Raw genomic sequence first — 26,407 nt, forward strand, 5'->3', positions numbered from 1 at the left:
CAGACAGGTCAAGCGCATCAAAGACTTTAGTATAGAAATTAACTTTGTGAGTTGAGGTAAAAATTTCGATAAAATTAAAAAGCAGCTGACGACCGTTCATAATTTTTGCCTCCTGCTTTATTGTTTTTGTGTTGTTTACCAAAACAAATAAAATAATTCAATAAAGCGGAGGCAATCTCCTATAAAAATCAGGAGTGATAAAAATTTTTTATCTCTTGTAATTCAATTCTTTTGAGGCTTTCTGGTTTTGCAAAAGCCTATGGAAAAAAAGGTGATAATAAGGTGATAATATGGAAAGGTTACAAAAATATTTAGCCCGGGCTGGAGTTGCAGCCCGCCGGGATGCCGAGCAGCTCATTTTAGCAGGCCGGGTAAAGGTAAACGGCAAAGTGGTAAAGGAGCTGGGATTTAAAGTAAGTGATAGGGACGTGGTGGAGGTTGACGGGCGAATTGTTAAGCCGGAAAAACTCGTGTATATTTTAATGTATAAACCAGCGGGTTATATCACAACCGTGGACGACCCTTTTGGCCGCCCCACGGTTTTATCGTTACTGGCGGGTAAGGTAAAGGAACGGGTCTTTCCGGTGGGAAGGCTTGATATGAATACCGAAGGGCTTCTCATTTTGACGAATGACGGCGATTTGGCGATGGCTCTTACCCATCCTAAACACCAGGTTCCCAAAACTTACCTGGCTTTAGTCCGGGGTACTCCCAACCGGGCGAAACTAAAAGAGTTAGAACGGGGCGTACTCCTGGAAGATGGCTATACCGCTCCTGCCAAAGTAAATTTTAAAAAACCTGAAGGGAAAAACAGCTGGATTGAAATTACTATTCACGAGGGGCGCAAGCGCCAGGTACGGAGGATGTTTAAAAAAATTGGCCACCCGGTTTTAAAATTAATCCGTACGCGCATCGCCTTTTTAACCGGATATGGCCTGAAAAAAGGTAGTTTTCGCTATTTAACTCCCGCGGAGGTTTTAAAACTAAAGCGTCTGGTCAATTCTAACCGTGGGTGATTGAGGCCCTTTCGGTGTGAGGATTCCATTTTTCCACATGTCTTCCGCCAAAGTCGGCTAAGATATTGGCCGCTTCGTTTACTTTTTCTTTTTCGGTTTCGATTATTACTACCACTTCGTTATTTTTTAAGGCTTTTTTTATTTTTCTTACCTTGCTTTCGGTAAATCCTAAAGGCAAAAGAGCTTTAAATAGCCCCTTTTTAGCAATATCATCGGAAAGTGGGCCGGCCAAGGCAACTTTGCCGACACCGGGAACTTCAGCTAACGGCATTTCGACTAACTGACCATGAAAATCATGAAGCATCCCCACTTCTCTGGTACCGGTGAGCTCGATGGCATATTCTTCATTAAATTTTTGTGCAGTATACGGGTTTATCGGGCAGATAAGGGAAACACAGGAGTTGGCAAGGCGAGCATTATTAAGGAAATCAATGGCCCGTTCGGTTTGTTCCAGGGATTTAAAATAAGCAATAATAACTTCTTTCACGGTATCCCTCCTTAAACGACTTTTTTATAGCTTTTGTCAAATTACCAGAGGATAATGTAAAAATCCCGGCAGGATTTTTCAGGAAAAAAGCGAATACCAAATGGCAAGGAGGGAAAAGGATGAAGAACGAAATTCTTGCCAGGGTAAGATTTGATTATAAAGCAAGCGGCAAAACAAAATTTCTGTTTGGTGGGAAAAGCTCCGATAAAATGGCGGAAGAACTTCGGGAAAGTCAGGTGGCTAAACTAAGAAATCTTCCTTTTCAAGGGATTACCGTCGAAGATATTGACATAAGCATTGACATTTATACCGTATTCGATGAACTCACCAATGCGGAGGTTTCCTATGCGCCGGTTTTGGTAACTTTAAAAGCCGATAGCCTGGAAGATTTAATTCGCTTTGTGGCCACCGAGGAGTTTAAAAAAATTGAAATTTTTGAACCGCAGGAACTGGTTTTAAGCAAAGGTGAGGCCGAGAAAATGATTTTCCGTTTGGTTGAAGAGATAAATCGTTTAAGAGAATTTATTGAAAAAAAGTATTTGGGGAAGTAAGATGAAAAGGACAATAGTAATTGGAGGGGGAGCCGCCGGGATGATGGCGGCTTTATCTGCCTCAGGACAGGTTTTATTAATCGAAAAGACCGATTCACTCGGTAAAAAACTCTGCCTTACGGGAAACGGTCGGGGAAACATTACCAATATAACACCAATAAATAACTTTTACGAGTACTACCACAATGGAAAATTTCTCAAAAAGGCTTTATTTACTTTTACCAATGAAGATTTAATGGCTTTTTTTATTAAAAATGGACTTAAATTAAAGGTAGAAGAGAAAAAGGTTTTTCCTGCTTCCGATAAAGCAAAGGATGTTGTAAAGTTACTGGAAAAATTATTAAGGAAAAAAGGCGTGGAGATTTTATATAAGCAAAAGGTAAAAGATATCCTGGTTAACGATGGACAGGTTTTAGGTGTTAGAACGAAAGATGGGCTATATTACGCTGCTAAAGTCATAGTTGCTACCGGCGGGGCTTCTTTTCCCCAAACCGGAAGCTCCGGAGATGGCTTTGAGCTTTTAAGTAAATTGGGACATAACATTATTTCCCCAAGACCTGCCCTGGTTCCGTTAAAGCTTGCGGAAAAAGTCGCAGAGTTAAGCGGGATAACGGTAATGGATGTGAATTTAGCATTGTTTTCTTCGGGGAAAAAACTTAAAGCCAGAAGAGGCCCCTTGCTTTTTACCCACTTTGGCCTCTCGGGCCCTACGGTGTTAAATTTAAGCTGTTATCTACCGTTAAATTTTTCCGAAGCCAAGATAAAAATTGATTTTTTCCCGGAATATTCTGTGGATGAGTTAAAAGAAAAAATTATTTCCAATGGAAATAAAACCCTTAAAAATGCTCTTCCCGGCAAACTTCCCGAAAAGCTTCGGGAGTGGCTGCTTAATTATTACGGGCAAAATCCGAAAGCGGTGGTTCACTCCCTTTCTCCTAAGGTAGTTACGAAAGTTTCCCAAACTTTAAAAGGAACCTTTTTTAACCTTACCGGGACAATGCCGTTAGAGATGGCCTACGTTACCGCCGGAGGAGTAGATGTTAAGGAAATAAATCCTTCCACCATGGAGTCTAAAATAATAAAAGGTCTTTATCTAGCCGGGGAAATTATTGACTGTCACGGGGAAACAGGAGGTTTTAACCTCCAGATGGCTTTTTCTACCGGATATTTAGCAGGAAAAAGTTAAAAATGAATTGGTTTAAACGGTTTTTACGTGTATAATTGTTTTTGAAAGTTATGTAAGGAGGAACTGGTAATATGCCAAATGTCGGCAGTAAAAAGGCTGCCAAAGCAGCCTTAATGATGGCTTTAACCGAGACGCGGGAAGAAGAAAAGGAGTTAAAAATAAAGCTTGCCGAAGAAAATATCCGGGCAGCCGCGGTTGATTACGGTGGGGATTTTATCTCCGCTGTTAATAAAATTGTTGAGCGGGCGGTGGTTGCTGCTAAACGGGAAGGGGTTATCAAAGAAACCCACGCCGATGAAGGGGCGGTTGCCGGTGCTACCCGGGAAGCTATATCGCAGTTAATGACCAAGGCGTTAGGGTTAAATGTAGGTGGTAAAATAGGTATTGCGCGTTTTCAGGACCACGTTGCGGTGGCGGTATTTTTTGGTGTTGGTTTGTTGCACTTAGATGAAGTGGGGGTTGGCCTTGGTCACCGGGCAGTTCCCTGATAAGGAGGGGTGTTTTTGTTAAAAGGCATCCGGGGTGCGATAACGATTGAAAGAGACCAGCCCGAAGAAGTAGCAAAAGCTACCCGGGAGCTGTTGGAGACTATTTTTAAGGAAAACAACCTAACAATTAACAGGGTAGTGGCGGTATTATTTACCCAGACCAGGGATATTGTTTCCGCTTATCCGGCTAAAATTGCTCGGGAATTGGGTTTAAAAGGGATTCCCTTAATGTCAGCGCAAGAGCCAGATGTGATAGGCGGGATGCCGAGGGTTATAAGGGTTTTGCTTTTTGTTGATTTAGGGGCTGATGAGAATGTTAAGCATGTATATTTAAAAGGAGCAGCAAAATTACGTGAAGACTTAGCTTAAATTGAGGTTAAAGAAGGGGTTTTACAGGTTGCTGTTACTGATTGACAACTACGACTCCTTTACCTATAATCTTGTTCAATACTTTCAAATGCTTGGAGAAGCGGTTACGGTATACCGCAACGATAAGATTACCGTCGAAGAGATCAGGGCCTTAAATCCCGACTATATTGTTATTTCTCCCGGTCCCTGTACGCCCAATGAGGCCGGGATTAGCCTGGAGGTTATTAAAAATCTTTACCGGTATCCTATTTTGGGGGTTTGCCTTGGGCATCAGGCGATAGGGCAGGTATTTGGGGGAAAAGTGGTAAGGGCTGCCCGGCCAATGCACGGAAAAACATCCCCCATTTACCATGATGGTAAAACGATTTTCAAGGGGATTCCTTCTCCCTTTTTAGCTACCAGGTATCATTCGCTTATCGTTGAGTTGCCGGATGAAACGGAGCTGATTGTTTCGGCCAAAACTGCTGAAGGTGAAATTATGGGTTTAAGGCATAAAGATTATCCCGTTGAAGGGGTACAGTTTCATCCAGAGGCAATTCTAACCGAGTATGGTCTTCTTCTATTAAACAACTTTTTAGAGGTTTACCGCAAGGGAGTGGAATAATGGAGCTTAAAGTTAGCCGCAAATCCAAACCAGAAAAAACAATTGTTAAAGTTTCGAATATAGAAATTGGCAGCGGCAAGCCGGTAATTATTGCCGGCCCCTGTGCGGTAGAAGGTGAAGAGGAGTATCTTAAAGAAGCGTTATTTTTAAAAGAGGCGGGAGTGCAGATTTTAAGAGGCGGTGCTTTTAAGCCCCGGACTTCTCCCTATACTTTTGCCGGACTGGGGGAAGAGGGGCTGAAAATTTTAGCCAGAGCCCGGGAAATAACCGGTATGCCCGTGGTTACCGAAGTTTTAGACCCGCGGGATGTGGAAATAGTAGCGCAATATGCCGATATTTTGCAGATTGGCAGCCGCAATATGCAGAATTTTACCCTGCTTAAAGAAGTTGGTCTTATTAATAAACCCGTATTATTAAAACGGGGTTTAGCAGCAACTTTAAAGGAATGGTTATTGGCGGCAGAATACATTGTTGCGGCGGGCAACGAACAGGTAATTTTATGCGAGCGGGGAATTAGAACTTTTGAGGATTACACCCGAAACACTTTTGACCTGGCGGGCATGGTGGCTGCTCTTGATTTAACCCACCTTCCGGTTATTGCTGACCCATCCCATGCTACCGGACGCAGGGAGCTGGTAGGTAGGGTGGCTCTGGGAGCACTTGCCGCCGGAGCTGACGGAATAATGGTTGAGGTCCATCCCGAACCGGTAAAAGCTCTATCCGATGGCCAGCAATCCCTGGACTATAATGAGTTTCAAAATTTAATGACGATGGTTAAAAGGTTTATCAGCCAAAGCGCTTAGCTTTTGGCTTTTTTTAAAATATAAAAGGGGGAGCGGTAGGATGGTTCGTAAAGCTTTGGAAAACTTAAAACCTTACGTGCCGGGAAAGCCGGTAGAAGAGGTTGAACGGGAGCTCGGGATAACCAATATTGATAAACTTGCTTCCAATGAAAACCTCTGGGGCATTTCTCCCAAAGTTGCCGCAGCCATTAAAGAAGCGGTGGATAAGGTAAATTATTATCCCGACGGCGGGGCTTTTCGTTTGAAAGAAAAGATTGCGGCAAAATACGGAGTTACACCGGATAACATTATCCTGGGGAATGGGTCCGACGAGTTAGTAATGTTTTTAGCGATGGCCTTAATTGACCCGGGGGATGAAGCGGTAATGCCGGTGCCGAGCTTTCCCCGGTATGAACCGGTGGTTACAATGATGAACGGAATTGCCCGGGAAATTCCCTTAAAAGAACACCGGCTGGATTTAAAAACAATGGCAGAGGCGGTAAATGAAAAAACCAGGCTTGTTTATCTCTGCAATCCCAACAACCCTACCGGTACTTATATAACGAAAGGTGAGCTGGAGGAATTTTTGGAAAGAGTACCGGAGGAAGTAGTTGTGGTTTTAGATGAAGCCTACTTTGAGTTTGCCCGGCTTTTTAACGATTATCCCGATGGCTTAAATTTTTTTAAAAAACGGCCCAATACGGTGGTGTTAAGGACCTTTTCCAAAGCTTATGGCCTGGCCGGTCTCAGGGTCGGTTACGGTTTTGCTCCTGAGAATTTAGCCAAGGCAATTAATAGCTTGCGTCCGCCTTTTAACGTAAACTTTTTAGCGCAGATGGCTGCTGTAGCTGCTTTAGATGACGAGGAGTATGTAAGGGAAGTAGTCAAAAATACCGATGAGGGGAAAAAGTTTCTCTATCAGGAGATAATTCGGATGGGGCTTTCCTACATTCCTTCGGCGGCCAATTTTTTAATGATTAAAACCGGAAAACCTTCAGCATTAGTATTTCGGGAGTTATTAAAACGGGGGGTAATTGTCCGTTCCGGGGACATTTTTGGGATGGACGATTGGATTAGAGTAACGGTGGGTACACCTGCCCAAAACGCGCGCTTTATCAATGAATTAAAAATGGTGCTGGAAATTTTGTAAAGGGGTTTTGGTATGAAAAAAATAACTGCTGCCAGAAAAGGTTTAAAAGGCCAGGTAACGGTGCCAGGGGATAAATCCATTTCCCACCGGGCATTAATTTTAGGAGCGTTAGCGGAAGGAATAACGGAAATCGAAAACTTTTTGGTCGCTCAGGATACTCTGGCCACTTTAAATTGCTTAGAAAAGTATGGAGTTAGAATTGAGCGCAGAGAAACTTTTGTCAGAGTTTTTGGTACGGCACAAAACTTTTCCGAACCGCAGGATATTCTTGATGCCCAGAATTCCGGAACCACGCTAAGGCTTTTATCCGGGGTTGCGGCTACTTTTCCTTTTGTTTCGGTTTTTACCGGAGATGCTTCCCTGCGGCGCCGTCCGATGAAGCGGGTCTTAGAGCCTTTAACGCAAATGGGAGCCAGGGTGTTGGCGCGGGGCCAGGGAGATTATGCGCCTTTTGCGATAAAGGGAGGAAAACTTCGGGGGCAGGATTTTATCTTAAAAAAAGCCAGCGCCCAGGTGAAATCGGCGTTACTTCTGGCAGGACTTCGGGCCGAGGGTAATACTTCGGTCACCGAGCCGCAATTGTCCCGGGACCATACCGAAAGAATGCTGGTTGGTTTTGGGGCAAAAATAAAAAGGGAAGGACTTAGAGTAGAAATTTCCGGCGGACAGAAACTTTCAGGGCAGAAGGTGGTTGTTCCCGGAGATTTTTCGACCGCTTCCTTTTTTATTGTGGCGGCTTTAATTGTTCCCGACAGTCATTTAATTATTAAAAATGTAGGTTTAAATCCCACCCGAACCGGTCTTTTAACGGTTTTAAAAGAAATGGGGGCAAATATTCAAATCCTGAATTTTCATGAAAATAGCGGTGAGCCCGTAGGGGATTTAGAAGTTAAATACTCTCCTTTAAAAGCTGTTGAGGTCCCTCCGGAAATTGTTCCGGCCATGATTGATGAATTTCCGATTTTAGCGGTGGCTATGGCTTTAGCTTACGGCGAAAGCAAGGTACGGGGAGCCGAGGAGTTAAGAGTGAAGGAGTCGGACCGGATTAAAAGCATTGTTTCCGAGTTTAGCAAAATGGGTGTAGCGGTTAAAGAGCTTCCCGATGGCTTTATTATTAGCGGTGGCAATAAAATTCTGGGAACAACTGTTGATTCCCACCATGACCACCGGATTGCCATGAGCCTGGCGGTTTTGGGGTTAACTGCCGCAGGGACTACAGAAATCTTAAATGCGGATGCCGTTGCCATTTCTTATCCCGAGTTTTTTCAACAGTTGACAAAATTAACCGAAGGAGCGTAATCCAATGCGCATTGCTATAGATGGACCGGCAGGAGCAGGGAAAAGTACGGTAGCCAGAATCTTGGCCAAAAAGCTTGGCTTTACCTATTTGGATACGGGAGCTATGTACCGGGCAGTTACGGTGTTATTTTTGGAAAACAACCTTTCTTTGGAAGATGAAAACGGGATTAAGAGGCTACTGGAAAAGACAGATATAAAAATTATTCCCGGAGATGAGGGCCAGAAAATTCTTTTAAATGAAAGAGATGTAACGGAACTCATCCGGACTCCTCAAGTTTCCGAGTTAGTGGCCAAAGTTTCGGCCCTGCCCGAAGTGCGGGAGTATTTAACGGAACTTCAGAGGAAAATTATCGCCAAAGGTGATGTGGTAGCCGATGGGCGGGATATCGGTACCGTGGTGATGCCCGAGGCGGAAGTAAAAATCTTTTTAACCGCTTCGGCCGAGGAGCGGGCCCGGCGGCGCCACCGTGAACTTCTGGCCAAGGGGTATGAGGTAAGTTATGAAGAGGTTTTCCGGGAAGTGCTAAAGCGGGATGAGTTAGATACTACCCGGGAAATTTCGCCGTTAAGAAAGGCGGAAGATGCAATTTTAGTGGATACTACAGGACTTAAAATTGAAGAAGTGGTGGCAAAACTTTTAGAGATAATCGGGAGGAAACAATAGATGTTTTATAGGTTTGCCCGTATGGTTGCCCGCTGGTTTATGATAATTTTTAAAGGGATGAAAGTTGAAGGACTGGAAAATGTTCCGAAATCCGGGCCTTACTTGGTTGTTGCCAATCATGAAAGCTACTTTGATCCGGTGGCGATTGGCTGTGCTTTGCCCCATCAGGTGTATTTTATGGCGAAAAAAGAGCTGTTCGATATTCCGGGCTTTGGCCTGCTTTTAAAAAAGCTGGGGGCTTTTCCGGTTAAAAGAAATGAAGTGGATTTAACCGCAGTAAAAACGGCTTTAAAGTACTTAAAAGAGGGTAAAGTGGTGGGGATCTTTCCCGAAGGAACCCGGCTAAAAACTCTGGGAGAGTTTCACGAAGGGGCAGCGGCTTTAGCTTTAAAAGCTTCCGTGCCGATCTTACCGGTAGGCCTGAAAAATACCCGCGGATTTAAACGCTGCAAGGTTGTGATTGGGAAAATAATTAACGAGCTTCCATATGATAAAAACGAATTGGAGAAAGGGGCCAGGTTTTTACGGGAAAAAGTAAAAGAACTTTTGTAAGGAGCGTTTTGGATGGAAATCATAGTTGCGCAAAATGCCGGTTTTTGTTTTGGGGTTAAAAGAGCTATAGAAACGGCGCAAAAGGCTGCCGAGAATAACAATCCGGTTTATTCTCTGGGTCCGTTAATTCATAACCCTCAGGAAGTGGAGAGATTAAAAAAAGCGGGAATAATTCCCATCGAGGAAATTGAAGAGGGAAACGGCAAAACCATTATAATTCGTTCCCATGGTACCACTCCGGAAAAGCTACAGGAAATAGTTGATAGAGGTTACGTGGTGGAGGATGCTACCTGTCCTTTTGTCAAAAAAGCCCAAATTTTAGCTCAAAAACTTACCGATGAAGGTTATCAGGTGGTGGTGGTCGGAGATAAAAAACATCCCGAAGTGCAGGGAATAGTAGGCTGGAGTGGCTACAAAGCTCTGGTGGTGGAAAATCCCGAGGAAGCCGCCCGGTTACCTTTTTATCCTAAAATTGCGGTAATAGCCCAAACTACCCAAAAAAGCGAAAATTTTTGGCAGGTAGTTGAGGTGATAAAGAAAAAAGGCGGAGAGGTGAGACCGTTTAATACCATTTGTCACGCTACCCGAACCCGCCAGGAAGAAAGTCGCAAGCTGGCTACGGAAGTGGAAGTGATGTTGGTAGTTGGCGGTAAAAACAGTGCCAATACCAAAAAGCTGGCCCAAATTTGTGCCGCCACCAATACTCCAACTTATCTGATAGAAGAAGCTTCGGAAATAAAGCCGGAGTGGTTTGCCGGTAAAGCAAAAGTTGGGATAACTGCCGGAGCATCTACTCCGGCCTGGATTATCGAGGAGGTTAGAAAAAAAGTGGAGCAGATGGCGTCAATGGAACAAGCTCTTTTGGAGATAAAACCGGTCAAAGAAGGGGAAATTGTTAGGGGAAAAGTGGTAAAGGTTTTGGAAAAGGAAGTATTAGTAGATATTGGAACCAAAGGGGAAGGGGTAATTCCTTTAGAGGAAATTACCTGGTACCGTATCGAGCGGGCCCGGGATGCGGTAAAGGAAGGGGATGAGTTTCCCGTTTTGGTTTTAAAAGAAGATGAGGAAGGAAAGATAATCTTATCCCGCAAAAAAGCCTTAGAGATATTAGCAGAAGAAAAACTTTTAGAATGGCAAAAAAATAAAGTACCGGTTACCGGTAAAATTGTGGAAGTGGTTAAAGGTGGAGTTTTGGTTGATATTGGAGTTAGAGCCTTTTTACCGGCTTCTTTAATAGCTTTAAATTATGTGGAAGATTTAGAAGTTTTAAAGGGGGAAGAAATAACCGCTTATGTCATTGAAGTGGATTTAGCCAAAAGGCGGGTAGTTTTGGACCGGAAAAGTTACTTAAAAGAGCAGGAAATAAAAACCAAAAAAGAAAAAATTGCCACGCTAAAAGAAGGGAGCAAAGTTAAAGGAAAGGTTACCAAAATCATGCCTTTTGGAGCTTTCGTTGACCTCGGAGGTTTTGAGGGGTTACTGCGGGCGCAGGATATCAGCTGGCAGCGCAATGTCCGGCCGGAAGAACACTTACAGGTGGGACAGGAACTGGAAGTGGTAGTTTTAGAAGTAGACCGTCACAACCTGAAAGTAAACCTGGGGCTAAAGCAGCTAACTCCCGATCCCTGGCAAAAAATCCCCGATGAATTAAAAGAAGGTGCGGTTTTAGAAGGGACGGTAGTTAAGATTTTACGCCACGGATTAATCTTGGAGCTTTTCCCGGGTATTGAAGGCTATCTTCCGGCCCGGGAAACCGAGGCCGAAAACGAGCCTTTAATGAAAAAATATCAGGTTGGACAGAAAATGGAGGTAAAAATTTTAACCTTAAAGCCGCTGGAAAAGAAGATGACCCTTTCCCAGAAAGAGGCTTTACGGGAAAAAGAAAAAGAGCAATACCAAAAAGAACTTGCGGAGGAAGAAAACTTGACCTTTAGCCTGGGGGAAATTTTAAGAGGAAAATTAAAGGATGTATAAAAACCGGCACTGGGGCTAACTCTATTAATGAGTTAGCCTTTTTATTTTGCAATTTAAGAGGGAGTGAGAAGCAGGATGTTTTCTCTGGGAACCATTTTACTGGTAATTTTAGTTGCCTTAATCTTTTTTGGACTTATGCACCGGGTATTAGACAGGATGAAGCTTACCGACCGGGAAGCACTGGTGTTAATTGGTTTAATGATAGTCGGAAGTTTTCTTGACTTAACCTTATTACGCGGACGGATAACCTTCTCCTTAAATTTAGGGGGCGGAATTGTTCCGTTGGTCATAGCCGGGTACTTACTTTACAAAGCGGGTTCCACCAAAGAATGGGTGCGGGCTTTAATAGGTTCGGTGGTGGCGGCAGTTGCGGTTTACTTTGTAACGGCAGTTTTAATGCGGGGAAATGTGGAGCCGGCGGGGCGCTTTGAAATCATAGACCCCTTATATGTTGCCCCAATTGTGGCGGCAGTGGTGGGATATATAGCGGGCCGGTCGCGGCGGGGAGCTTTTATAGCCGCAACGGTGGGCTTAATTCTAAACGATTTGTTCCATCTTTTTTATCTCATAACTACTAATACGCCGGGAAGAGTAGATCTTGGTGGCGGTGGGGTGTTTGACGGAATCGTGGTGGCAGGGATTTTAGCGGTAATTTTGGCGGAAGTGGTGGGGGAAACCAGGGAAAGGCTTCAAGGTGGACCTGCTACGGAAAAGAGGGACCAAAAGCTTTTAGAAGGGTTAAAAAATCCTGAACCGGAGCTTACCAGTAGTTTAGGAATCACCGGGGAGGCGAAGGAAAATGAAAATAAGAACAATTAATTTTCTACCCCTGCTGGTAATTTTACTGATACTTCTATTCCCTCTACCGGTTTACGGAGAAAGGTATTTTACTTCCGAACTAAATAGTGAGCTTGCGGAACACAGTGGTAATTTTTACATTACCATTTATGATGAAAACGGTCGGGTTTTAGATAAAATGGCCCGAAAGGTAGCTATAGGGGATGAAATTATCACGGAAGATGACCGGCATTACAAGATAACCCGGGTGGACCATGAAAGGGCTTACGCCCAGTATCTGGGAGAAGACCAAATTTTGCTGGGTTATAAAGAATATTTTGAGCGGGTTGTGTTACCTGCCGGTGCTATGCCAAAGAAAAAAGGTATTGTGGCCATGTACCATACCCATAGCGATGAAGCTTATCAGCCCTCCGATGGAAAGGCAAATATTCCGGCCCGGGGTGGCATTTACAAGGTTGGTGCAGCCTTAGCCGATAAGCTCAGCAGGATGGGAATAAAGGTAGCTTACGATCGAACTCCCCATGATCCCCACGATGCCAACGCTTACCACCGTTCCCGGCGGACGGCGGTGCGTTTAATGAAAAAACGGCCGATAGCAATTTTAGACGTTCACCGGGATGCTGTACCCGACCCGGATTTTTACGAGAAAAATATTCAGGGGCAAAAGGTAACCAAAATCCGTTTGGTGGTGGGCCGGCAAAATCCGCAAATGGCTGCGAATCTGGATTTTGCCCGGAAGATGAAAGCTTACGTTGATAAAACCCATCCAGGTTTAATTAAAGGTATCTATATAGGTAAGGGCAACTACAATCAGGATTTAATGCCTACCGCTCTTTTAATTGAAGTAGGAACTCACACCAACAAACGGTATGAAGCGGAAAAAGGGGTCCAGTTATTTGCCGATGCTATACCTAAAGTCCTGGGAGTGGCTACTTCAATACCCGGAACCCAGGGTACAGCTCAGGGAATGCGAAGCGACGTAGCCAAATCTCCCGGAGCATGGCGAAACTTTTTTATCGTCCTTATAGCTGCTTTAATCTTAGGTGGTGCTTTCTTACTCATAAGTGCCGGAAGTATAAGTGGGGCCAAAGAGCGGCTTGGGAGTTTTATTTCCCGGGAGGTAACAAGCAGTATGTTACCCCGGCGGAAAGAAGGCAAAAAGGAAGAACAAAAGGATGAGGAAACAAAATAAGAAAAGGCGGGATGGAGGGAGCCCCTCTCCATCCCGTTCCGGTTAAAGGGGAGAGAAGATGAAAATAATTTACCACTGCTACGGTGGTGCCCATTCTTCGGTAATAATGGCGGCAATCCATTTGGGCCATTTGCCGATGGAGCGCATACCGGATAATAAAGAAATTATGGAGATGCCCCTATACGAAAAACAGGAGAAGGAAGAACACGGTTCTTTTTTTTATTGCGGTCAGGATGAATTCGGTAATGAGGTGTACGTACTGGGGCGAAGATCGCTAAATTTGGTAGTGGAACCGGTTTTAAACTACCTTGCGGCAAAGTTTGGGGAAATGATTAAGGTGGTAAATGCCGTTAACCATGTAAATTTTCCGATGAAATTGGGCGGATTTCTTTCAAGACGGTTAAAGTTGGTTTTTATTGGAAGACCTCTGGTTCTCTGGGGTACGCGTAAAGCTTATGTTAAATTTACCGCAGAAGTAAAAAAAATTAAGGGGAGTTTCGATGCTAATAATACTTTGTCGTAGCACTTTAGTTTTAAAGGAGATTGGAAATTTTTTTTTAAAAGCTCGCAGGATTTAAAACGAAATGTTTTGTATAAACTTGGAGAGTTGTTTGAAATTGAAGTTTTGGCCGTTTCGACCTTTGAAGATAGTCTTTTAAAAACCATCGTTGATAATTTTATAGAACTAATCGCTAAAAAAAATCAGGTATTGACCTTGGACTTAAATCCTTATTTTACGCAATTAGAGCTTTTTTACTGGCGTTTTAATCTTTGGGGCTTTCGGAAAAAAAAGCGAGACGATATTATTAAAATTATCTTGACAGAAATAAACCGGTTAAAAGATAATTTGAAAGAAAACATTTAAAGAAGCAGGGGTTTTTTATGGTCAAGATTGCAGAAGTAATACCCGAAAGCCTGGCTTATAAATTCGGTATCAATCCCGGAGACGAGCTTTTGGAAATAAACGGTCAAAAACTTTTGGATTATATTCAGTACAAGACTTTAACTTTAAAGAAAAGTTATACTTTAAAAATTAAAGAAAAAAACGGTAAAATTCGGAAAATTAAAGTTAAAAATTCCGGGCTTGAAGATTTGGGCCTTATCTTTGAAAGTTCGGTTTTTGATGGGATTCGCGAGTGTGAAAACCACTGCCTTTTTTGTTTTGTGCGCCAGTTGCCGCCCGGGATGCGGGAAAGCCTTTATGTTAGGGATGACGACTATCGCTTGTCATTCCTCCACGGAAACTATATCACCTTAACCAATTTAACCGATGCTGATTTTCAGCGGATAATTAAAGAACGGTTGTCTCCACTTTATATTTCGGTCCATGCCACAGATCCTAAGATTCGAGGCCTGCTTTTAGGAAATAAGAAAGCCGGAGATATTTTAGAAAAATTAGAGTTTTTCTCGCAAAACGGTATAGCTTTTCATCTGCAGTTGGTTTTGGTTCCCGGTATTAATGATGGGGAAGTTTTGGAAAAGAGCATAAACGATTTAGTAAAACTTTTTCCTGCGGTTCAATCGATTGCTTTAGTACCGGTGGGATTAACCCGCTTTCGGAAAAATAAAAAATTGCGCCGTTTTTCTAAAGAAGAAGCTATCGCTGTAGTTGATCTTGCCCTGAAATACGGACGCAGGTTAAAAAAAGAACTGGGAACAAGGCTAATTTATCCTTCCGATGAGTTTTTTCTTTTGGCGGAGAAAAAGATACCCGGCCGGGAATTTTACGAAGGATTTCCCCAGTACGAAAATGGAGTGGGAATCGTCAGGGATTTTGTTGATAAGATGAAGCGGGTATTAAAAAGATTACCGGAAAAAGTAATACCGCAGAAGGTTGGACTTATAACCGGAATTTTAGGTGGGAAGATTTTAGCGCCTTTGGTGGAGCGTTTAAACGATATTCCGGGATTAAACATTACTTTACTTCCTCTGGAAAACGGCTTATTTGGGCCGGAGGTTACGGTAGCAGGACTTTTAACCGGGCACGATATTTTGCGGGAAGTTGAACCTAAGAGCTTTGATTATCTTGTAATTCCGGATATAATGGTAAAAGAAGGAGATAACCGGTTTTTAGACGATTTAACCGTTGATGAAGTAGCCTTAAAACTTAAAATGCCCGTATATCCGGTTTTAACGCCTCAGGAGCTATTAGCGGTAATTAAGCAGTTTGGGAGGTGAAAAGATGCGAAAACCGGTGGTAGCAATAGTTGGTAGACCAAATGTAGGCAAATCCACCTTGTTTAACCGGATTATCGGCGAAAGAATTGCTATTGTGGAAGATACCCCGGGTGTTACCCGGGATAGATTGTACAGTGAAGCGGAGTGGCAGGGAAAGGTTTTCGATTTAATAGACACAGGCGGCCTGGAGTTTTCCGAAGACCTTATCACTACCAAAGTGCGGGAGCAGATAGAAAAAGCCATTAATGAGGCGGATTTAATTTTATTTGTCTGTGACAGCCGTGAAGGCATTACCTCTACCGATGAAGCTGTTGCCAAAAACCTCAGAAAATCGGATAAGCCGGTGATTTTAGTAGCCAACAAAGTAGATGATTATTTAAATCCTCCTGCAAACTTTTACGACTTATACCGTTTGGGTTTAGGGGAGCCCTTTCCTATTTCTGCTGCCAACGGTACAAACGTTGGAGACCTTCTGGACCTCGTTATTTCAAAACTAAATTTTCCCGAAGATTATGAAGACGAGAACCCGGTGGTAAAAATTGCGGTAGTGGGTAGACCCAATGTTGGTAAGTCTTCCTTGGTAAATGCCCTTTTAGGCGAAGAGCGGGTGGTAGTGTCGGACATTCCCGGAACTACCCGGGATGCCATAGATACTCCAATGTGGTATCAGGGTAAGCCGTATTTGTTAATAGATACGGCGGGCATGCGGCGGAAAAGCAGGATTGAGGAAGATTTGGAAAGGTACAGCGTTAACCGTTCGATAAAAGCCATCCGGCGAGCCGATGTAGCGCTTTTGGTAATATCCGCCGAAGAGGGGGTAACGGAACAGGATAAAAAAATTGCCGGACTTATTCACGAATACGGTCGGGGAGTTATTATAGTTGTAAATAAGTGGGATTTGATTGAAAAGGATGCCAAAACTGCCGATAGATACAAAGAACATATTTATTTTGAATTGGGATTTTTAAAATATGCACCGGTAATTTTTGTTTCGGCCAAAACCGGTCAACGATTGAACAAATTAATGGAGCTTGTAGATAGAGTTTCATTTGAACACCAAAAGCGGGTGGCTACAAGTATTTTAAATCAAGTACTCCGGGAGGCGGTGGTTTTAAATCCACCGCCGGCAGATCGGGGAAGACCGCTGAAAATTTACTATGCTACCCAGATTGAGACGAAGCCCCCAACTTTTGCTTTGTTTGTTAATGATGCGGAGCTCATGCATTTTTCTTATTTGCGATACCTGGAAAATGTCTTTAGACAAAATTTCGGTTTTGAAGGTACCACACTTAAGTTTGTTTTACGGGAGCGGGGGAGAACTACTTGATTATTTTAGCTGCTTTACTGGCCTATATTTTAGGTTCGGTACCCTTTGGTTATCTTACCTCAAAATATCTCTGGGGTGTCGATATAACTAAAAAAGGGAGCGGCAATATTGGTGCTACCAATGTTTACCGGAACCTCGGCCCTTATCCTGGAGCTATAACCGCTATTGGCGATGTGGGTAAAGGGATGTTGGCGGTTTATATCGGGTCCCTTTTAGCCGGTGAACGGGGGGCTCTGGTAGCATCGTTTTTTGTTGTAATTGGCCATGCTTACTCAATTTTTTTAAAGTTTCATGGGGGCAAGATTGTTGCTACTACTTTTGGGGTTTTAATTATGACCTCCATTAAAGTTACGGTTGTGGTTTTTTTTATTTGGCTTACGGTGATGCTTATTAGCCGTTACGTTTCCCTGGGCTCAATTGTTTGTGGATTATCAATTCCACTAATTATGCTTTTATTTGGATTAGATTGGTCTTACATTTATTTGGGAATCTTTCTTGCGGTAATGATTTTTTACCGACACCGGGATAATATTAAGAGGTTACTATCCGGTACCGAAAATAAAATTGGTACCAGGAAAAATGGCTAACGGGTGAAGATGCCATGGGTAGTATTAAAGTTGCTGTGCTGGGGGCCGGAAGCTGGGGGACGGCCCTTTCCAATCTTTTAGCCCAAAAAGGCGTAAATACGGTGCTCTGGGGACGGGATTCGGCGGTAATTGAAGAAATAAACAGTGAGCGGGAAAATAAAAGATATCTTCCAGGGGTAAAAATTTCTCACGAACTAATTGCTACCGCTGACTTAGAATTTGCACTTAAAGATGCTAATTTTCTTGTCGCGGCGGTACCTTCCCAGGCGTTTCGAGACCTTTTACAAAAAATAAAACCGTATTTTAAACCTGAGCAGATTCTTGTCAATACTGCCAAAGGGATTGAAGAAGGAAGCCTTTTAAGAATGTCTGCGGTGTTTACCGAAGTGTTACCGGAATACCGCGACAACTATACGATTTTATCCGGTCCCAGCCACGCCGAAGAAGTCGGGCGGGGAATTCCGACGGCGATTGTAGTTTCCGGGTATTCTCCGGAAAAACTTCAGGAAGTACAGGATCTTTTTTCTACCGAATACTTCCGCGTTTATACCAACGATGATTTAACGGGAGTGGAATTGGGCGGAAGTTTAAAAAATATTATCGCCATTGCTTCTGGAATTTGTACCGGACTGGGTCTTGGAGATAATACCCGTGCAGCTTTGGTGACCAGGGGACTTATTGAAATTACCCGCCTGGGAATTAAGCTTGGAGCCAAAAAGGAAACGTTTATGGGTTTATCCGGTTTGGGGGACCTTTTTGTGACTGCGGGCAGCCGGCACAGTAGGAATTACAAGGCCGGGATTTTAATCGGGGAAGGCAAATCCCTTGAAGAAACCCAGAAAGAAATAAATATGGTGGTGGAAGGGATTAGAACAACCCGGGCGGCATATCAGTTAGCCCAACGGTTAGAAGTGGAGATGCCAATTACCGAGGCGTTATATAAGGTGCTGTTTGCCGGTCTGTCCCCTCGAGAAGGACTTTTTGGTTTAATGACGCGAGCTAAAAAAGAAGAATTAAATTTTTAAAAATAGTAATAAAACTTCCTTCGCCCCAATATATTTTAGCGAGGATATTAATAAAACCTATCTTGTCCTCAATAAGATTTAAATATACAGGGCGAAGGAGGTAGCGTAATGGAAAGGGTGGATTTATTTCGGGATATTGCCCAAAGAACTTCTGGCAATATATATATTAGCGCAGTTGGTCCGGTTCGGACGGGGAAATCTACCTTAATTAAAAAATTCATGGAACTTTTAATTTTACCCAACATTAAAAACGTTTACGACCGGGAAAGGGCCAAGGATGAGCTGCCCCAGAGCGGTGCCGGAAGAACGATTATGACCACCGAACCAAAATTCATTCCCAACGAAGCTATCGAAATTAATATCAACAGCAGTGTAAAAGCTAATGTTCGCTTGGTGGATGTGGTAGGTTATCCGGTTTTGGGAGCTTTGGGCTATGAGGAAGAAGACGGTCCGCGGATGGTTTTAACCCCCTGGTTTGATGAAGAAATTCCCTTCGCGGAAGCGGCGGAGATCGGAACGCGGAAAGTGATTACCGATCACTCTACTATGGCGTTTCTGGTAACTACCGATGGTTCTATTACCGATATCCCCCGGGAAAATTATCTCGCGGCGGAAGAACGGGTGGTAGAGGAGCTAAAGCAGTTAGAAAAGCCGTTTATTATAGTTTTAAACTCAACCCACCCCAATGCTCCGGAAACTAAAGCTTTGGCAGAAGAATTGGAGCAAAAGTACGACGTTACGGTAGTGCCGGTTGATGTTGCGGAAATTGGCATAAATGACTTAAACGCCCTTTTAGAGAATCTCTTATATGAATTTCCGCTGGTGGATGTCAACTTTAACCTGCCGCAGTGGATTGAAGAGTTAGATGCAACCCACTGGTTAAAAGAAAAGTTTACGTCAGCGGTGCATGAAGCTTTAAAAAATGTGAAAAAAGTAAAAGACATCAACAACGCTGTGGCCAGACTTTCCGAAAACGAGTATGTGGATAACGTTGAATTAGAAAACCTTGATATGGGTACCGGGCAGGCAAGCATTAAAGTTGCCGCCAAAGAAGGTTTATTCTACCGGGTTTTGGAGGAAGTATCCGGCTATGCCATAAGAGGCGAGCACGAGCTGCTGCGGCTTATGAAAGAATTAAGCTATGCCAAGAAGGAATACGATAAAGTTGCTATAGCCCTAAAAGAAGTAAAGGAAACCGGCTACGGGGTAGTCACTCCACGGCTGGAAGAAATGAACTTAGAGGAGCCGGAATTAATCCGCCAGGGTAACCGCTTTGGCGTAAGACTTCGGGCCAGTGCTCCGTCCATGCATATCATCCGGGCGGATATTACCACCGAGATTACACCGATTATCGGCACCGAAAAGCAGTGCGAAGAGCTGGTGCAGTATATGCTAAAAGAGTTTGAGGAAAATCCCAAGAAAATCTGGGAGTCGGAAATTTTCGGTAAGTCCCTCCACGACTTAGTCCGGGAAGGTATTCAAAACAAGCTCCACCGGATGCCGGAAAATGCCCAGGTCAAACTGCAGGAAACCCTGCAGCGGATTGTCAACGACGGCGGCGGCGGTTTAATTTGCATCATAATTTAATGAAAAACCCGCTCTTTAAAGGGAGCGGGTTTTTTACATTGACGGTTTTATTTTTATGTTATACATTAATATTAACGATAAATATTTGTAAAAGGAGGTAAAGTTTGATGGCGGAAGTGGTGGTTTCCAGTAAGTACCAAATTGTTCTTCCGGCTGAGGTACGTAAGTCCCTGGGAATTAAGAAGGGACAACGGCTGCACGTTCTTGTAGAAAACGGGAGTATTAGATTGATTCCAAGTCGCCCTCTCAATGAGCTACGCGGTTATTTACGAGGGATGGATACAAATATAGAACGGGATGAGGAGGAGCGGCTTTGATCCTTATAGACTCATGCGGGTGGCTTGAATTTTTAGCAGACGGTCCGCTGGCCGAAGATTATGCTCCTTATTTTAATAAACCTGAAGAGATAATTACACCAACGATTGTAATTTATGAAGTGACAAAGAAGATTTGGAGAGAGCAGGGAAAAGAAAAGGCTTTATTGGTTTCAGCACAGATGCAGCAGACAAAAGTAGTTCCTTTTGATATCAGCCTGGCTCTGGGGGCTGCTGAGATAGCTCTGCGCTTTGGCTTGCCTATGGCGGATGCTATTGTTTTGGCAACCGGATCTGCCTATAATTACCAGGTGGTTACCAGCGACCAACATTTTAAAGATTTGCCAGGAGTGATATTTATCCCAAAAAATTAGCGAAAGGGTAACAACTTGCTTTAATTTAAAGCAGGTTGTTTTTTTATGCGTAAATTTACCAAAACATCTTGTCAAACAGGGAAAACAATGTTATAATGTCTACCAATTACGGATAAAAATCCACCCTACAAGGACATAGAGGGGTAGGAAAATGAAAAAGACCAAATTTTTACTGGTGGCTGTGGACATTCTTCCGGAAGCCATCCGGAAAACCGCCGAGGTCAAGGAGTTACTTAGCAAAAGGCCGGAGCTTACGGTCAATGAGGCGGTGGAAAAGGTGGGGATTTCCCGGAGCGCTTTTTATAAGTATAAAGACGGGGTTTTTCCCTTTTACCATAAAGCTTCGGGGAAAATTATTACTTTGGCGTTAAACTTGGAACACCGGGCCGGGGTTCTATCTAAAGTTTTGAACTTTATCGCCCAGTACCAGGGTAACGTTTTAACAATCAATCAAAACCTGCCCTTGGGAGGAATTGCCAATGTAACCATCAGCATAGAAACCGAAGAAATGAAGGTGAGTATAGAGGAGCTTTTAGAGGCGTTAAGCCAAATGGATGGAGTAAGCAAAGTGGAGTTAGTAGGCCAGAGTTAAAAACAAAAAAACAAGGGGGAGAGGAAATGGCAGCGGTCAAAATTGGACTTCTGGGTTTTGGTACGGTGGGCCGGGGAGTTTATAAAGTTTTAAACTCCCACCGGGAAAAAATTTATAACACCTTGGGCGTAGAAGTGGAAATTGCCAGGGTTTTGGTAAGAAATCTCGAAAAGTATCAAAAAACTTACCCCGAGCTTTCAAATTTATTTACCGAAAACCCCCGGGAGGTAATTGATGATCCGGAAATAAAAATTGTGGTAGAAGTGATGGGCGGGATTAAACCGGCTCTGGATTACGTTTTACAGGCAATGCGAAACGGCAAAAGTGTAATAACCGCGAATAAAGACATGGTTGCCGAACATGGCCGGGAGCTTTTTGCCACGCATGAAGAACAGGGAGTAGACTTTTTATTTGAGGCCAGTGTGGCCGGGGGAATCCCCATTATTAGAACCTTAAAGGAAAGCCTTGCGGGAAACAATTTTAAAGAAGTTATCGGAATCATCAACGGAACTACCAATTATATGCTTACCAAAATGTCATTATACGGTGCTCCCTATGAAGAGGTGCTAAAAGAAGCTCAGGAAAAAGGCTATGCCGAAGCGGACCCAACTTCCGATGTGGAAGGGTTTGATGCGGCAAGAAAGCTTGCCATCTTAGCCTCCATAGCGTTTAACTCCCGGGTGACTTTTAAAGATGTGTATGCCGAAGGGATTACCCGGATTACTCCCATTGACATTCAGTACGCCCGGGAGCTGGGTGGAGTTATAAAATTGCTGGGGATTGCCAAAGAAGATGAGGAAGGGATTGAGGTAAGGGTACATCCTACCATTATTCCCCAGAGCCATCCTTTAGCGGCGGTTAATGATGTTTTTAACGCCATTTTTGTGGAAGGGGATGCGGTGGGACCTCTGATGTTTTACGGCCGAGGAGCGGGAGAGTTCCCTACTGCCAGTGCTGTGGTGGGGGATATCATTGAGGCGGTAAAAAATATTAGCCACCACGATACCGGACGAATTGGGTGTACCTGTTACCTGGAAAAGCCGGTAAAACCTATCGGGGAAATTAGCACCAAGTATTATATTAGACTTGTGGTGGAAGATAAACCCGGGGTTTTGGCTTCGGTTGCCCAGGTGTTTGGTAACCAGGGGGTTAGCATAGCTTCGGTTATTCAAAAACGCTCTATCGAAGATTTAGCAGAGCTGGTGGTTATGACCCACCGGGTAAAAGAGCGGCATATCAGAGATGCGGTTTCCATCTTAAAAGGGATGTCTACGGTGCGAGAAATTGCCAACGTAATAAGAGCTGAGGGGGATTTTTAAATGCGCTGGGAAGGAGTAATTAAAGCTTACCGGGAGTATTTGCCAGTTACCGAAAAAACTCCCCTGTTAACTTTAAACGAAGGTAATACGCCGTTAATTTACGCACCTTATCTTTCCCAAAGGGTAGGGGCCAGGGTTTATCTGAAATTTGAAGGAGCAAACCCAACCGGCTCTTTTAAAGACCGGGGAATGGTGGTGGCGGTTGCCAAAGCCTTGGAAGAGGGAGCCCGGGCGGTAATTTGTGCCTCCACCGGCAATACCTCGGCGGCAGCGGCGGCCTATGCGGCCAAAGCGGGTTTAAAGTGTGTGGTTTTGATACCCGAAGGAAATATCGCTTTGGGGAAGTTAGCCCAGGCGTTATTTTACGGAGCAAAAGTAATTGCCATTAAAGGAAATTTTGATGAAGCCTTAAAATTGGTGCGGGAAATTGGGAAAAATCATCCAATAGCTATAGTTAATTCGATAAATCCCTACCGAATTGAAGGCCAGAAAACAGCAGCCTTTGAAATTTGCGACGTTTTGGGGGATGCGCCGGACTACTTATTTATTCCTGTGGGTAATGCCGGCAATATTACCGCATACTGGCGGGGATTTAAACAGTATTATGACTTTGGTAAAACTAAAAAACTTCCTAAAATGATGGGGTTTGAAGCGGAAGGTGCGGCGGCCATTGTTAAGGGGGAGCCGATTCCCAATCCCGAGACAATAGCTACTGCCATTAGAATAGGCAATCCGGCAAGCTGGCAGGGAGCGGTGGCGGCGGCCAATGAATCGGGAGGAAAAATTTCTTATGTAACCGATGAAGAAATTATCGAAGCTTACCGGCTTTTGGCAAGAAAAGAAGGTCTTATGGCCGAGCCAGCTTCGGCGGCCAGCGTGGCGGGATTGTTAAAATACCGCCGGGAGCACGAGTTTAACCAGGACGATGTGGTGGTCTTGGTTTTAACCGGTCACGGGTTAAAGGACCCGGACAATGCTTTAAAACAAAATGCCAATCAGCCGGCAGTGGTGGAACCGGATTATAACGAAGTTTTAAAAATTATCTTATAAGGTGTAATTATGGTTTGCGTACTTATTCCAGCAACTTCGGCAAATTTAGGTCCTGGCTTTGATGCGGTGGGGATGGCTCTTTCCTTTTACAATGAAGTAAGCCTTGGGCCATCGACAAAGGAACTGGAAATAGAAGTTTTTGGGGATGGGGCTGAGTTAATTTCCAGGGATAAAAATAATCTTGTTTACGTTGCTATAACTAAAATATTTGAGAGGTTAGGAAAGACGCCCCGAAACTTAAAGTTAACCCTGAAAAATCGCGTACCGTTAGCCCGGGGGCTTGGCAGCAGTGCTGCTGCTATTGTTGGTGGTCTGGTAGCAGCGAACGCTTACCTGGGAAATCCGCTGCCGAAGGATGAGCTTTTACGCCTGGCTACCGAGTTAGAAGGACATCCCGATAATGTAGCACCGGCTCTTCTCGGGGGTGTGGTGGTTTCCGGGTTCGACCGGGATAAGGTAAAATACCTGAAACTTCCCGTTCCCGAGGTAGAGGTAGTGGTTGCTATACCCAAGTTTCAGTTAAAAACCGCCGATTCCCGGCAGATACTGCCGGCGGAAATTCCCTTTTCCCGGGCGGTGCTAAATGTTAATCGGGTTTCCTTTTTAATTGCTGCTTTTTGCTTAAAAAAGTATGAATATTTACAAATAGGTATGGAAGATTATTTGCATCAACCCTACCGCAGTCAACTGATACCAGGCTTTTATCAGGTAGTAGAGGAAGCTAAGAAAGCGGGAGCTTACGGAGTAGCTTTAAGCGGAAGCGGGCCTACGGTAATTGCTTTAGCTAAAGAGGGTGAGGCGGTAGGAAGAGCAATAAAAGAAGCATTTTTAAAATTTAATGTGGAAGCTGAAATTATCTATACCCGTCCGGAAGAGCGGGGAGCTATTGATTTAATAAATTACAAGGGGGAAGGAGATTGTTAGTAGTTCAGAAATACGGCGGCAGTTCCGTGGCTAATCCTGAAAGAATAAAAAATGTGGCGCGAAGGGTTGCCGAATACTATCGGGCAGGGCACCGGGTGGCGGTGGTGGTTTCTGCTATGGGGGATACCACCGATGAACTTTTAGATCTTATGGGAGAAATAAGTCCAAACCCTCCGGCCCGGGAAATCGATATGCTTTTATCTACGGGGGAACAGGTTTCCGTTGCTCTCTTAGCTATGGCTTTACACGAACTGGGGGTACCCGCCCGGTCTTTTACCGGGTTGCAGGCCGGTATTTATACCGATGAAGTACACACCAAAGCGCGGATTACCGAAATTAAACCGGAAAGGGTTATCGCTTGTTTAAATTCCGGTAAGGTAGCTGTGGTGGCCGGCTTTCAGGGAGTAAATCGAGAGGGCGATATTACCACCCTCGGCCGTGGAGGAAGCGACACCACGGCGGTGGCGCTGGCGGCGGCCTTGAAGGCCGATATTTGCGAGATTTATACCGACGTGGACGGGGTTTATACGGCAGATCCCCGGATCGTGCCCGATGCCCGGAAAATTAAAGAGATATCCTACGAGGAAATGTTAGAACTGGCAAGTTTAGGGGCGGTGGTTTTGCAACCCCGCTCGGTCGATTTTGCCCGGAATTATAAAGTTGAAGTCCATGTAAGGTCAAGCTTTAATTATAACGAAGGTACGGTTTTAAAGGAGGAAAGAGATTTGGAGAAAAAGGGTGTTGTAACGGGAGTTGCCCATGATAAAAATGTGGTTAAAATCGGGGTTTTTGGTGTTCCCGATCAGCCCGGGGTGGCGTATCGCTTGTTTTCCGAATTGGCCGCCCATAACATTAACGTTGACATGATTATCCAGAGTGCAGGAAAAGAAGAAGGACAAAACGATATATCTTTTACCATAGGAAAAAATGACCTGGCAAAAACTGTCGAAATTTTGGAAGATGTGGTCAAAAAGCTTTCCGCCAGAGGTTATACTTATGATGAAAAGGTGGCCAAGGTGTCGATTGTTGGTGCTGGTATGGTTACCTATCCCGGGGTAGCAGCTAAGATGTTTGAAGCCCTTTATGAAGAAAATATCAATATTCAGATGATCAGCACTTCCGAAATAAAGGTTTCCTGCATTATTGCGGAAGATGCGGTGGAAAGAGCGGTAAATGCCATCCATAAAAAATTTGAACTCGGTAATGGGGTATAATTTAAAAGCTACAAAAAGCACTGCGCCTAAATTGCAGTGCTTTTTTTGGGTTTATTTTGCTTTTAACTTATATTTATAATTTAAAAAATCAACAAAAAGATCGATTTCGTTTAAAGCTTCAGGTGGAAGTTGAAGGATTTTTTGGATTACTGGGGAAGTTGAAAGGAGAAGGTTTTCGTCGGAAAGTCCTGCAAGGTATTCAATACTTACTCCAAATTCTTGAGCAATTTTCCGTAAAAGGGTAATATCAGGGGTGCGTTCGTTATTTTCATATTTACTTAAAGCCCAGTAGGAAATCTGAAGCTTATCCGCTAGTTCTTTCCTGCTCATTTTCCTTTCTTCCCGAAGTTTTTTTATCTTGTTTATACCGCTCATAATCATCAACCCGGCATCTCTTTTCATTAAAATTTTTATTTGATGCAAAAATATTATAAATTAAAAAAATTTATTTTTTAAATATTTTAACGTAAGTGCTTTTCTTTGGCAATAAATGGACATAATGTCCAATTTATTTTTATATTCTTTTCCCGACTTTGTCAGTTAAAATCCTGGAACCCTTGAAAAATGGGCATTTTTATCCCTGAAGATGCGCAAATTGTACCTACACACCTACCAGGTGAACTCTTTTGCATCTTCCAGGGGCATTATGTTCTTCGGTGGTGCTATCCTTAAAACTCTTAAAATCTTATTGGCTACCTCAGTAGGCCGCATTTTGATTAGAAGCTTTTGACCGTTTATTTCAACTTCAGTAAAGGTAAGAGAATTTAATGCTTCCTGAATCTTTTGGGGACTTACTTCTACCCG

The 26,407-nt window shown here is 43.7% G+C and carries 30 protein-coding genes and 1 pseudogene; 28 read left to right on the top strand and 3 right to left on the bottom strand.

Annotated elements, in window-relative coordinates:
• Positions 1 to 290: 290 nt before the first annotated feature.
• Positions 291 to 1,016, top strand: a complete 726-nt coding sequence (locus CARFE_RS0110765; RefSeq protein ID WP_011344830.1) for a pseudouridine synthase — start codon at positions 291 to 293, stop codon at positions 1,014 to 1,016.
• On the opposite strand, the gene CARFE_RS0110770 is transcribed toward CARFE_RS0110765, so the two are convergent.
• Positions 1,003 to 1,503: a hypothetical protein gene (locus CARFE_RS0110770; RefSeq protein WP_028052768.1), complete on the bottom strand. Its 501-nt coding sequence runs from the start codon at positions 1,501 to 1,503 to the stop codon at positions 1,003 to 1,005. The genes CARFE_RS0110765 and CARFE_RS0110770 overlap by 14 nt on opposite strands.
• Positions 1,504 to 1,622: 119 nt before the next feature.
• Between CARFE_RS0110770 and CARFE_RS0110775 the strand changes: the two genes are divergently transcribed.
• The 27 genes from CARFE_RS0110775 to CARFE_RS0110905 all read left to right on the top strand — a co-directional run bounded on the left by CARFE_RS0110775 (position 1,623) and on the right by CARFE_RS0110905 (position 25,603).
• Positions 1,623 to 2,054 (top strand): hypothetical protein, encoded by a 432-nt coding sequence (locus tag CARFE_RS0110775; RefSeq protein ID WP_011344827.1) that lies wholly within the window; start codon positions 1,623 to 1,625, stop codon positions 2,052 to 2,054.
• A 1-nt stretch (position 2,055) separates the two neighbouring features.
• Positions 2,056 to 3,240 (top strand): BaiN/RdsA family NAD(P)/FAD-dependent oxidoreductase, encoded by a 1,185-nt coding sequence (locus tag CARFE_RS0110780; RefSeq protein ID WP_028052769.1) that lies wholly within the window; start codon positions 2,056 to 2,058, stop codon positions 3,238 to 3,240.
• Between the two features lie 71 nt (positions 3,241 to 3,311).
• Positions 3,312 to 3,728 carry a HutP family protein gene (locus CARFE_RS0110785; protein WP_011344825.1) on the top strand — a complete coding sequence of 139 codons (417 nt, stop codon included), beginning with the start codon at positions 3,312 to 3,314 and terminating at the stop codon, positions 3,726 to 3,728.
• A gap of 15 nt (positions 3,729 to 3,743) precedes the next feature.
• Positions 3,744 to 4,097, top strand: a complete 354-nt coding sequence (gene aroH / locus CARFE_RS0110790; RefSeq protein WP_028052770.1) for a chorismate mutase — start codon at positions 3,744 to 3,746, stop codon at positions 4,095 to 4,097.
• Between the two features lie 28 nt (positions 4,098 to 4,125).
• Positions 4,126 to 4,701, top strand: a complete 576-nt coding sequence (locus CARFE_RS0110795) for an anthranilate synthase component II (protein WP_028052771.1) — start codon at positions 4,126 to 4,128, stop codon at positions 4,699 to 4,701.
• Positions 4,701 to 5,504 carry a 3-deoxy-7-phosphoheptulonate synthase gene (aroF, locus tag CARFE_RS15005; RefSeq protein WP_011344822.1) on the top strand — a complete coding sequence of 268 codons (804 nt, stop codon included), beginning with the start codon at positions 4,701 to 4,703 and terminating at the stop codon, positions 5,502 to 5,504. The genes CARFE_RS0110795 and aroF overlap by 1 nt, the downstream gene beginning before the upstream one ends.
• A gap of 40 nt (positions 5,505 to 5,544) precedes the next feature.
• A complete protein-coding gene (gene hisC, locus CARFE_RS0110805; RefSeq protein ID WP_028052772.1) occupies positions 5,545 to 6,633 on the top strand; it encodes a histidinol-phosphate transaminase in 1,089 nt (362 codons plus the stop codon).
• A gap of 12 nt (positions 6,634 to 6,645) precedes the next feature.
• Positions 6,646 to 7,932, top strand: coding sequence for a 3-phosphoshikimate 1-carboxyvinyltransferase (aroA, locus tag CARFE_RS0110810; protein WP_028052773.1), 1,287 nt, complete (start codon positions 6,646 to 6,648; stop codon positions 7,930 to 7,932).
• A gap of 4 nt (positions 7,933 to 7,936) precedes the next feature.
• A complete protein-coding gene (gene cmk, locus CARFE_RS0110815; RefSeq protein ID WP_028052774.1) occupies positions 7,937 to 8,596 on the top strand; it encodes a (d)CMP kinase in 660 nt (219 codons plus the stop codon).
• Complete coding sequence (locus tag CARFE_RS0110820) at positions 8,597 to 9,148, top strand: lysophospholipid acyltransferase family protein (protein WP_011344818.1); 552 nt, start codon at positions 8,597 to 8,599, stop codon at positions 9,146 to 9,148.
• A gap of 12 nt (positions 9,149 to 9,160) precedes the next feature.
• Positions 9,161 to 11,122: a bifunctional 4-hydroxy-3-methylbut-2-enyl diphosphate reductase/30S ribosomal protein S1 gene (locus CARFE_RS15010; protein ID WP_034542066.1), complete on the top strand. Its 1,962-nt coding sequence runs from the start codon at positions 9,161 to 9,163 to the stop codon at positions 11,120 to 11,122.
• 75 nt (positions 11,123 to 11,197) lie between these two features.
• Complete coding sequence (locus CARFE_RS15015; protein WP_011344816.1) at positions 11,198 to 11,941, top strand: DUF1614 domain-containing protein; 744 nt, start codon at positions 11,198 to 11,200, stop codon at positions 11,939 to 11,941.
• On the top strand, positions 11,922 to 13,112 hold the full coding sequence (spoIIP, locus tag CARFE_RS15020) for a stage II sporulation protein P (RefSeq protein WP_034542068.1): 1,191 nt from the start codon (positions 11,922 to 11,924) through the stop codon (positions 13,110 to 13,112). Before CARFE_RS15015 ends, spoIIP begins: the two co-directional genes overlap by 20 nt.
• Before the next feature lie 58 nt (positions 13,113 to 13,170).
• A complete protein-coding gene (locus tag CARFE_RS0110840) occupies positions 13,171 to 13,635 on the top strand; it encodes a DUF3189 family protein (protein WP_028052775.1) in 465 nt (154 codons plus the stop codon).
• Between the two features lie 84 nt (positions 13,636 to 13,719).
• A complete protein-coding gene (locus tag CARFE_RS0110845) occupies positions 13,720 to 13,977 on the top strand; it encodes a hypothetical protein (protein WP_028052776.1) in 258 nt (85 codons plus the stop codon).
• Between the two features lie 17 nt (positions 13,978 to 13,994).
• On the top strand, positions 13,995 to 15,290 hold the full coding sequence (locus tag CARFE_RS0110850; RefSeq protein ID WP_028052777.1) for a DUF512 domain-containing protein: 1,296 nt from the start codon (positions 13,995 to 13,997) through the stop codon (positions 15,288 to 15,290).
• Between the two features lie 4 nt (positions 15,291 to 15,294).
• The gene (der, locus tag CARFE_RS0110855; RefSeq protein WP_028052778.1) at positions 15,295 to 16,617 is read left to right on the top strand and encodes a ribosome biogenesis GTPase Der; all 1,323 of its coding nucleotides are present in this window, start codon (positions 15,295 to 15,297) and stop codon (positions 16,615 to 16,617) included.
• Positions 16,614 to 17,204: a glycerol-3-phosphate 1-O-acyltransferase PlsY gene (gene plsY / locus CARFE_RS0110860; protein WP_028052779.1), complete on the top strand. Its 591-nt coding sequence runs from the start codon at positions 16,614 to 16,616 to the stop codon at positions 17,202 to 17,204. Before der ends, plsY begins: the two co-directional genes overlap by 4 nt.
• 23 nt (positions 17,205 to 17,227) lie before the next feature.
• Positions 17,228 to 18,229 (top strand): NAD(P)H-dependent glycerol-3-phosphate dehydrogenase, encoded by a 1,002-nt coding sequence (locus CARFE_RS0110865; protein ID WP_210432956.1) that lies wholly within the window; start codon positions 17,228 to 17,230, stop codon positions 18,227 to 18,229.
• 108 nt (positions 18,230 to 18,337) lie between these two features.
• Positions 18,338 to 19,816, top strand: coding sequence for a stage IV sporulation protein A (gene spoIVA / locus CARFE_RS0110870; RefSeq protein WP_028052781.1), 1,479 nt, complete (start codon positions 18,338 to 18,340; stop codon positions 19,814 to 19,816).
• Between the two features lie 107 nt (positions 19,817 to 19,923).
• Positions 19,924 to 20,133 (top strand): AbrB/MazE/SpoVT family DNA-binding domain-containing protein, encoded by a 210-nt coding sequence (locus CARFE_RS0110875; RefSeq protein WP_028052782.1) that lies wholly within the window; start codon positions 19,924 to 19,926, stop codon positions 20,131 to 20,133.
• Entirely contained in the window at positions 20,130 to 20,504 is a 375-nt protein-coding gene (locus CARFE_RS0110880) for a type II toxin-antitoxin system VapC family toxin (protein WP_028052783.1), read from the top strand. The genes CARFE_RS0110875 and CARFE_RS0110880 overlap by 4 nt, the downstream gene beginning before the upstream one ends.
• 151 nt (positions 20,505 to 20,655) lie before the next feature.
• Positions 20,656 to 21,096: an ACT domain-containing protein gene (locus CARFE_RS0110885; protein ID WP_011344805.1), complete on the top strand. Its 441-nt coding sequence runs from the start codon at positions 20,656 to 20,658 to the stop codon at positions 21,094 to 21,096.
• A 26-nt stretch (positions 21,097 to 21,122) separates the two neighbouring features.
• Positions 21,123 to 22,415 carry a homoserine dehydrogenase gene (locus CARFE_RS0110890; RefSeq protein WP_028052784.1) on the top strand — a complete coding sequence of 431 codons (1,293 nt, stop codon included), beginning with the start codon at positions 21,123 to 21,125 and terminating at the stop codon, positions 22,413 to 22,415.
• Positions 22,416 to 23,465: a threonine synthase gene (thrC, locus tag CARFE_RS0110895; RefSeq protein WP_028052785.1), complete on the top strand. Its 1,050-nt coding sequence runs from the start codon at positions 22,416 to 22,418 to the stop codon at positions 23,463 to 23,465.
• Positions 23,466 to 23,474: 9 nt separating this feature from the next.
• Positions 23,475 to 24,389 carry a homoserine kinase gene (thrB, locus tag CARFE_RS0110900; protein WP_034542070.1) on the top strand — a complete coding sequence of 305 codons (915 nt, stop codon included), beginning with the start codon at positions 23,475 to 23,477 and terminating at the stop codon, positions 24,387 to 24,389.
• Positions 24,383 to 25,603: an aspartate kinase gene (locus CARFE_RS0110905; protein ID WP_011344801.1), complete on the top strand. Its 1,221-nt coding sequence runs from the start codon at positions 24,383 to 24,385 to the stop codon at positions 25,601 to 25,603. Before thrB ends, CARFE_RS0110905 begins: the two co-directional genes overlap by 7 nt.
• A gap of 51 nt (positions 25,604 to 25,654) precedes the next feature.
• On the opposite strand, the gene CARFE_RS15720 is transcribed toward CARFE_RS0110905, so the two are convergent.
• Together CARFE_RS15720 and CARFE_RS16320 are read right to left on the bottom strand one after the other, a co-directional pair.
• Complete coding sequence (locus CARFE_RS15720) at positions 25,655 to 25,978, bottom strand: helix-turn-helix domain-containing protein (protein WP_161625139.1); 324 nt, start codon at positions 25,976 to 25,978, stop codon at positions 25,655 to 25,657.
• A 234-nt stretch (positions 25,979 to 26,212) separates the two neighbouring features.
• A pseudogene (locus tag CARFE_RS16320) lies at positions 26,213 to 26,407 on the bottom strand (IS1634 family transposase); the annotation flags it as partial.

Origin of the sequence: Carboxydothermus ferrireducens DSM 11255, from assembly GCF_000427565.1 — a bacterium.
Taxonomy (GTDB): Bacteria; Bacillota; Z-2901; order Carboxydothermales; family Carboxydothermaceae; genus Carboxydothermus; species Carboxydothermus hydrogenoformans.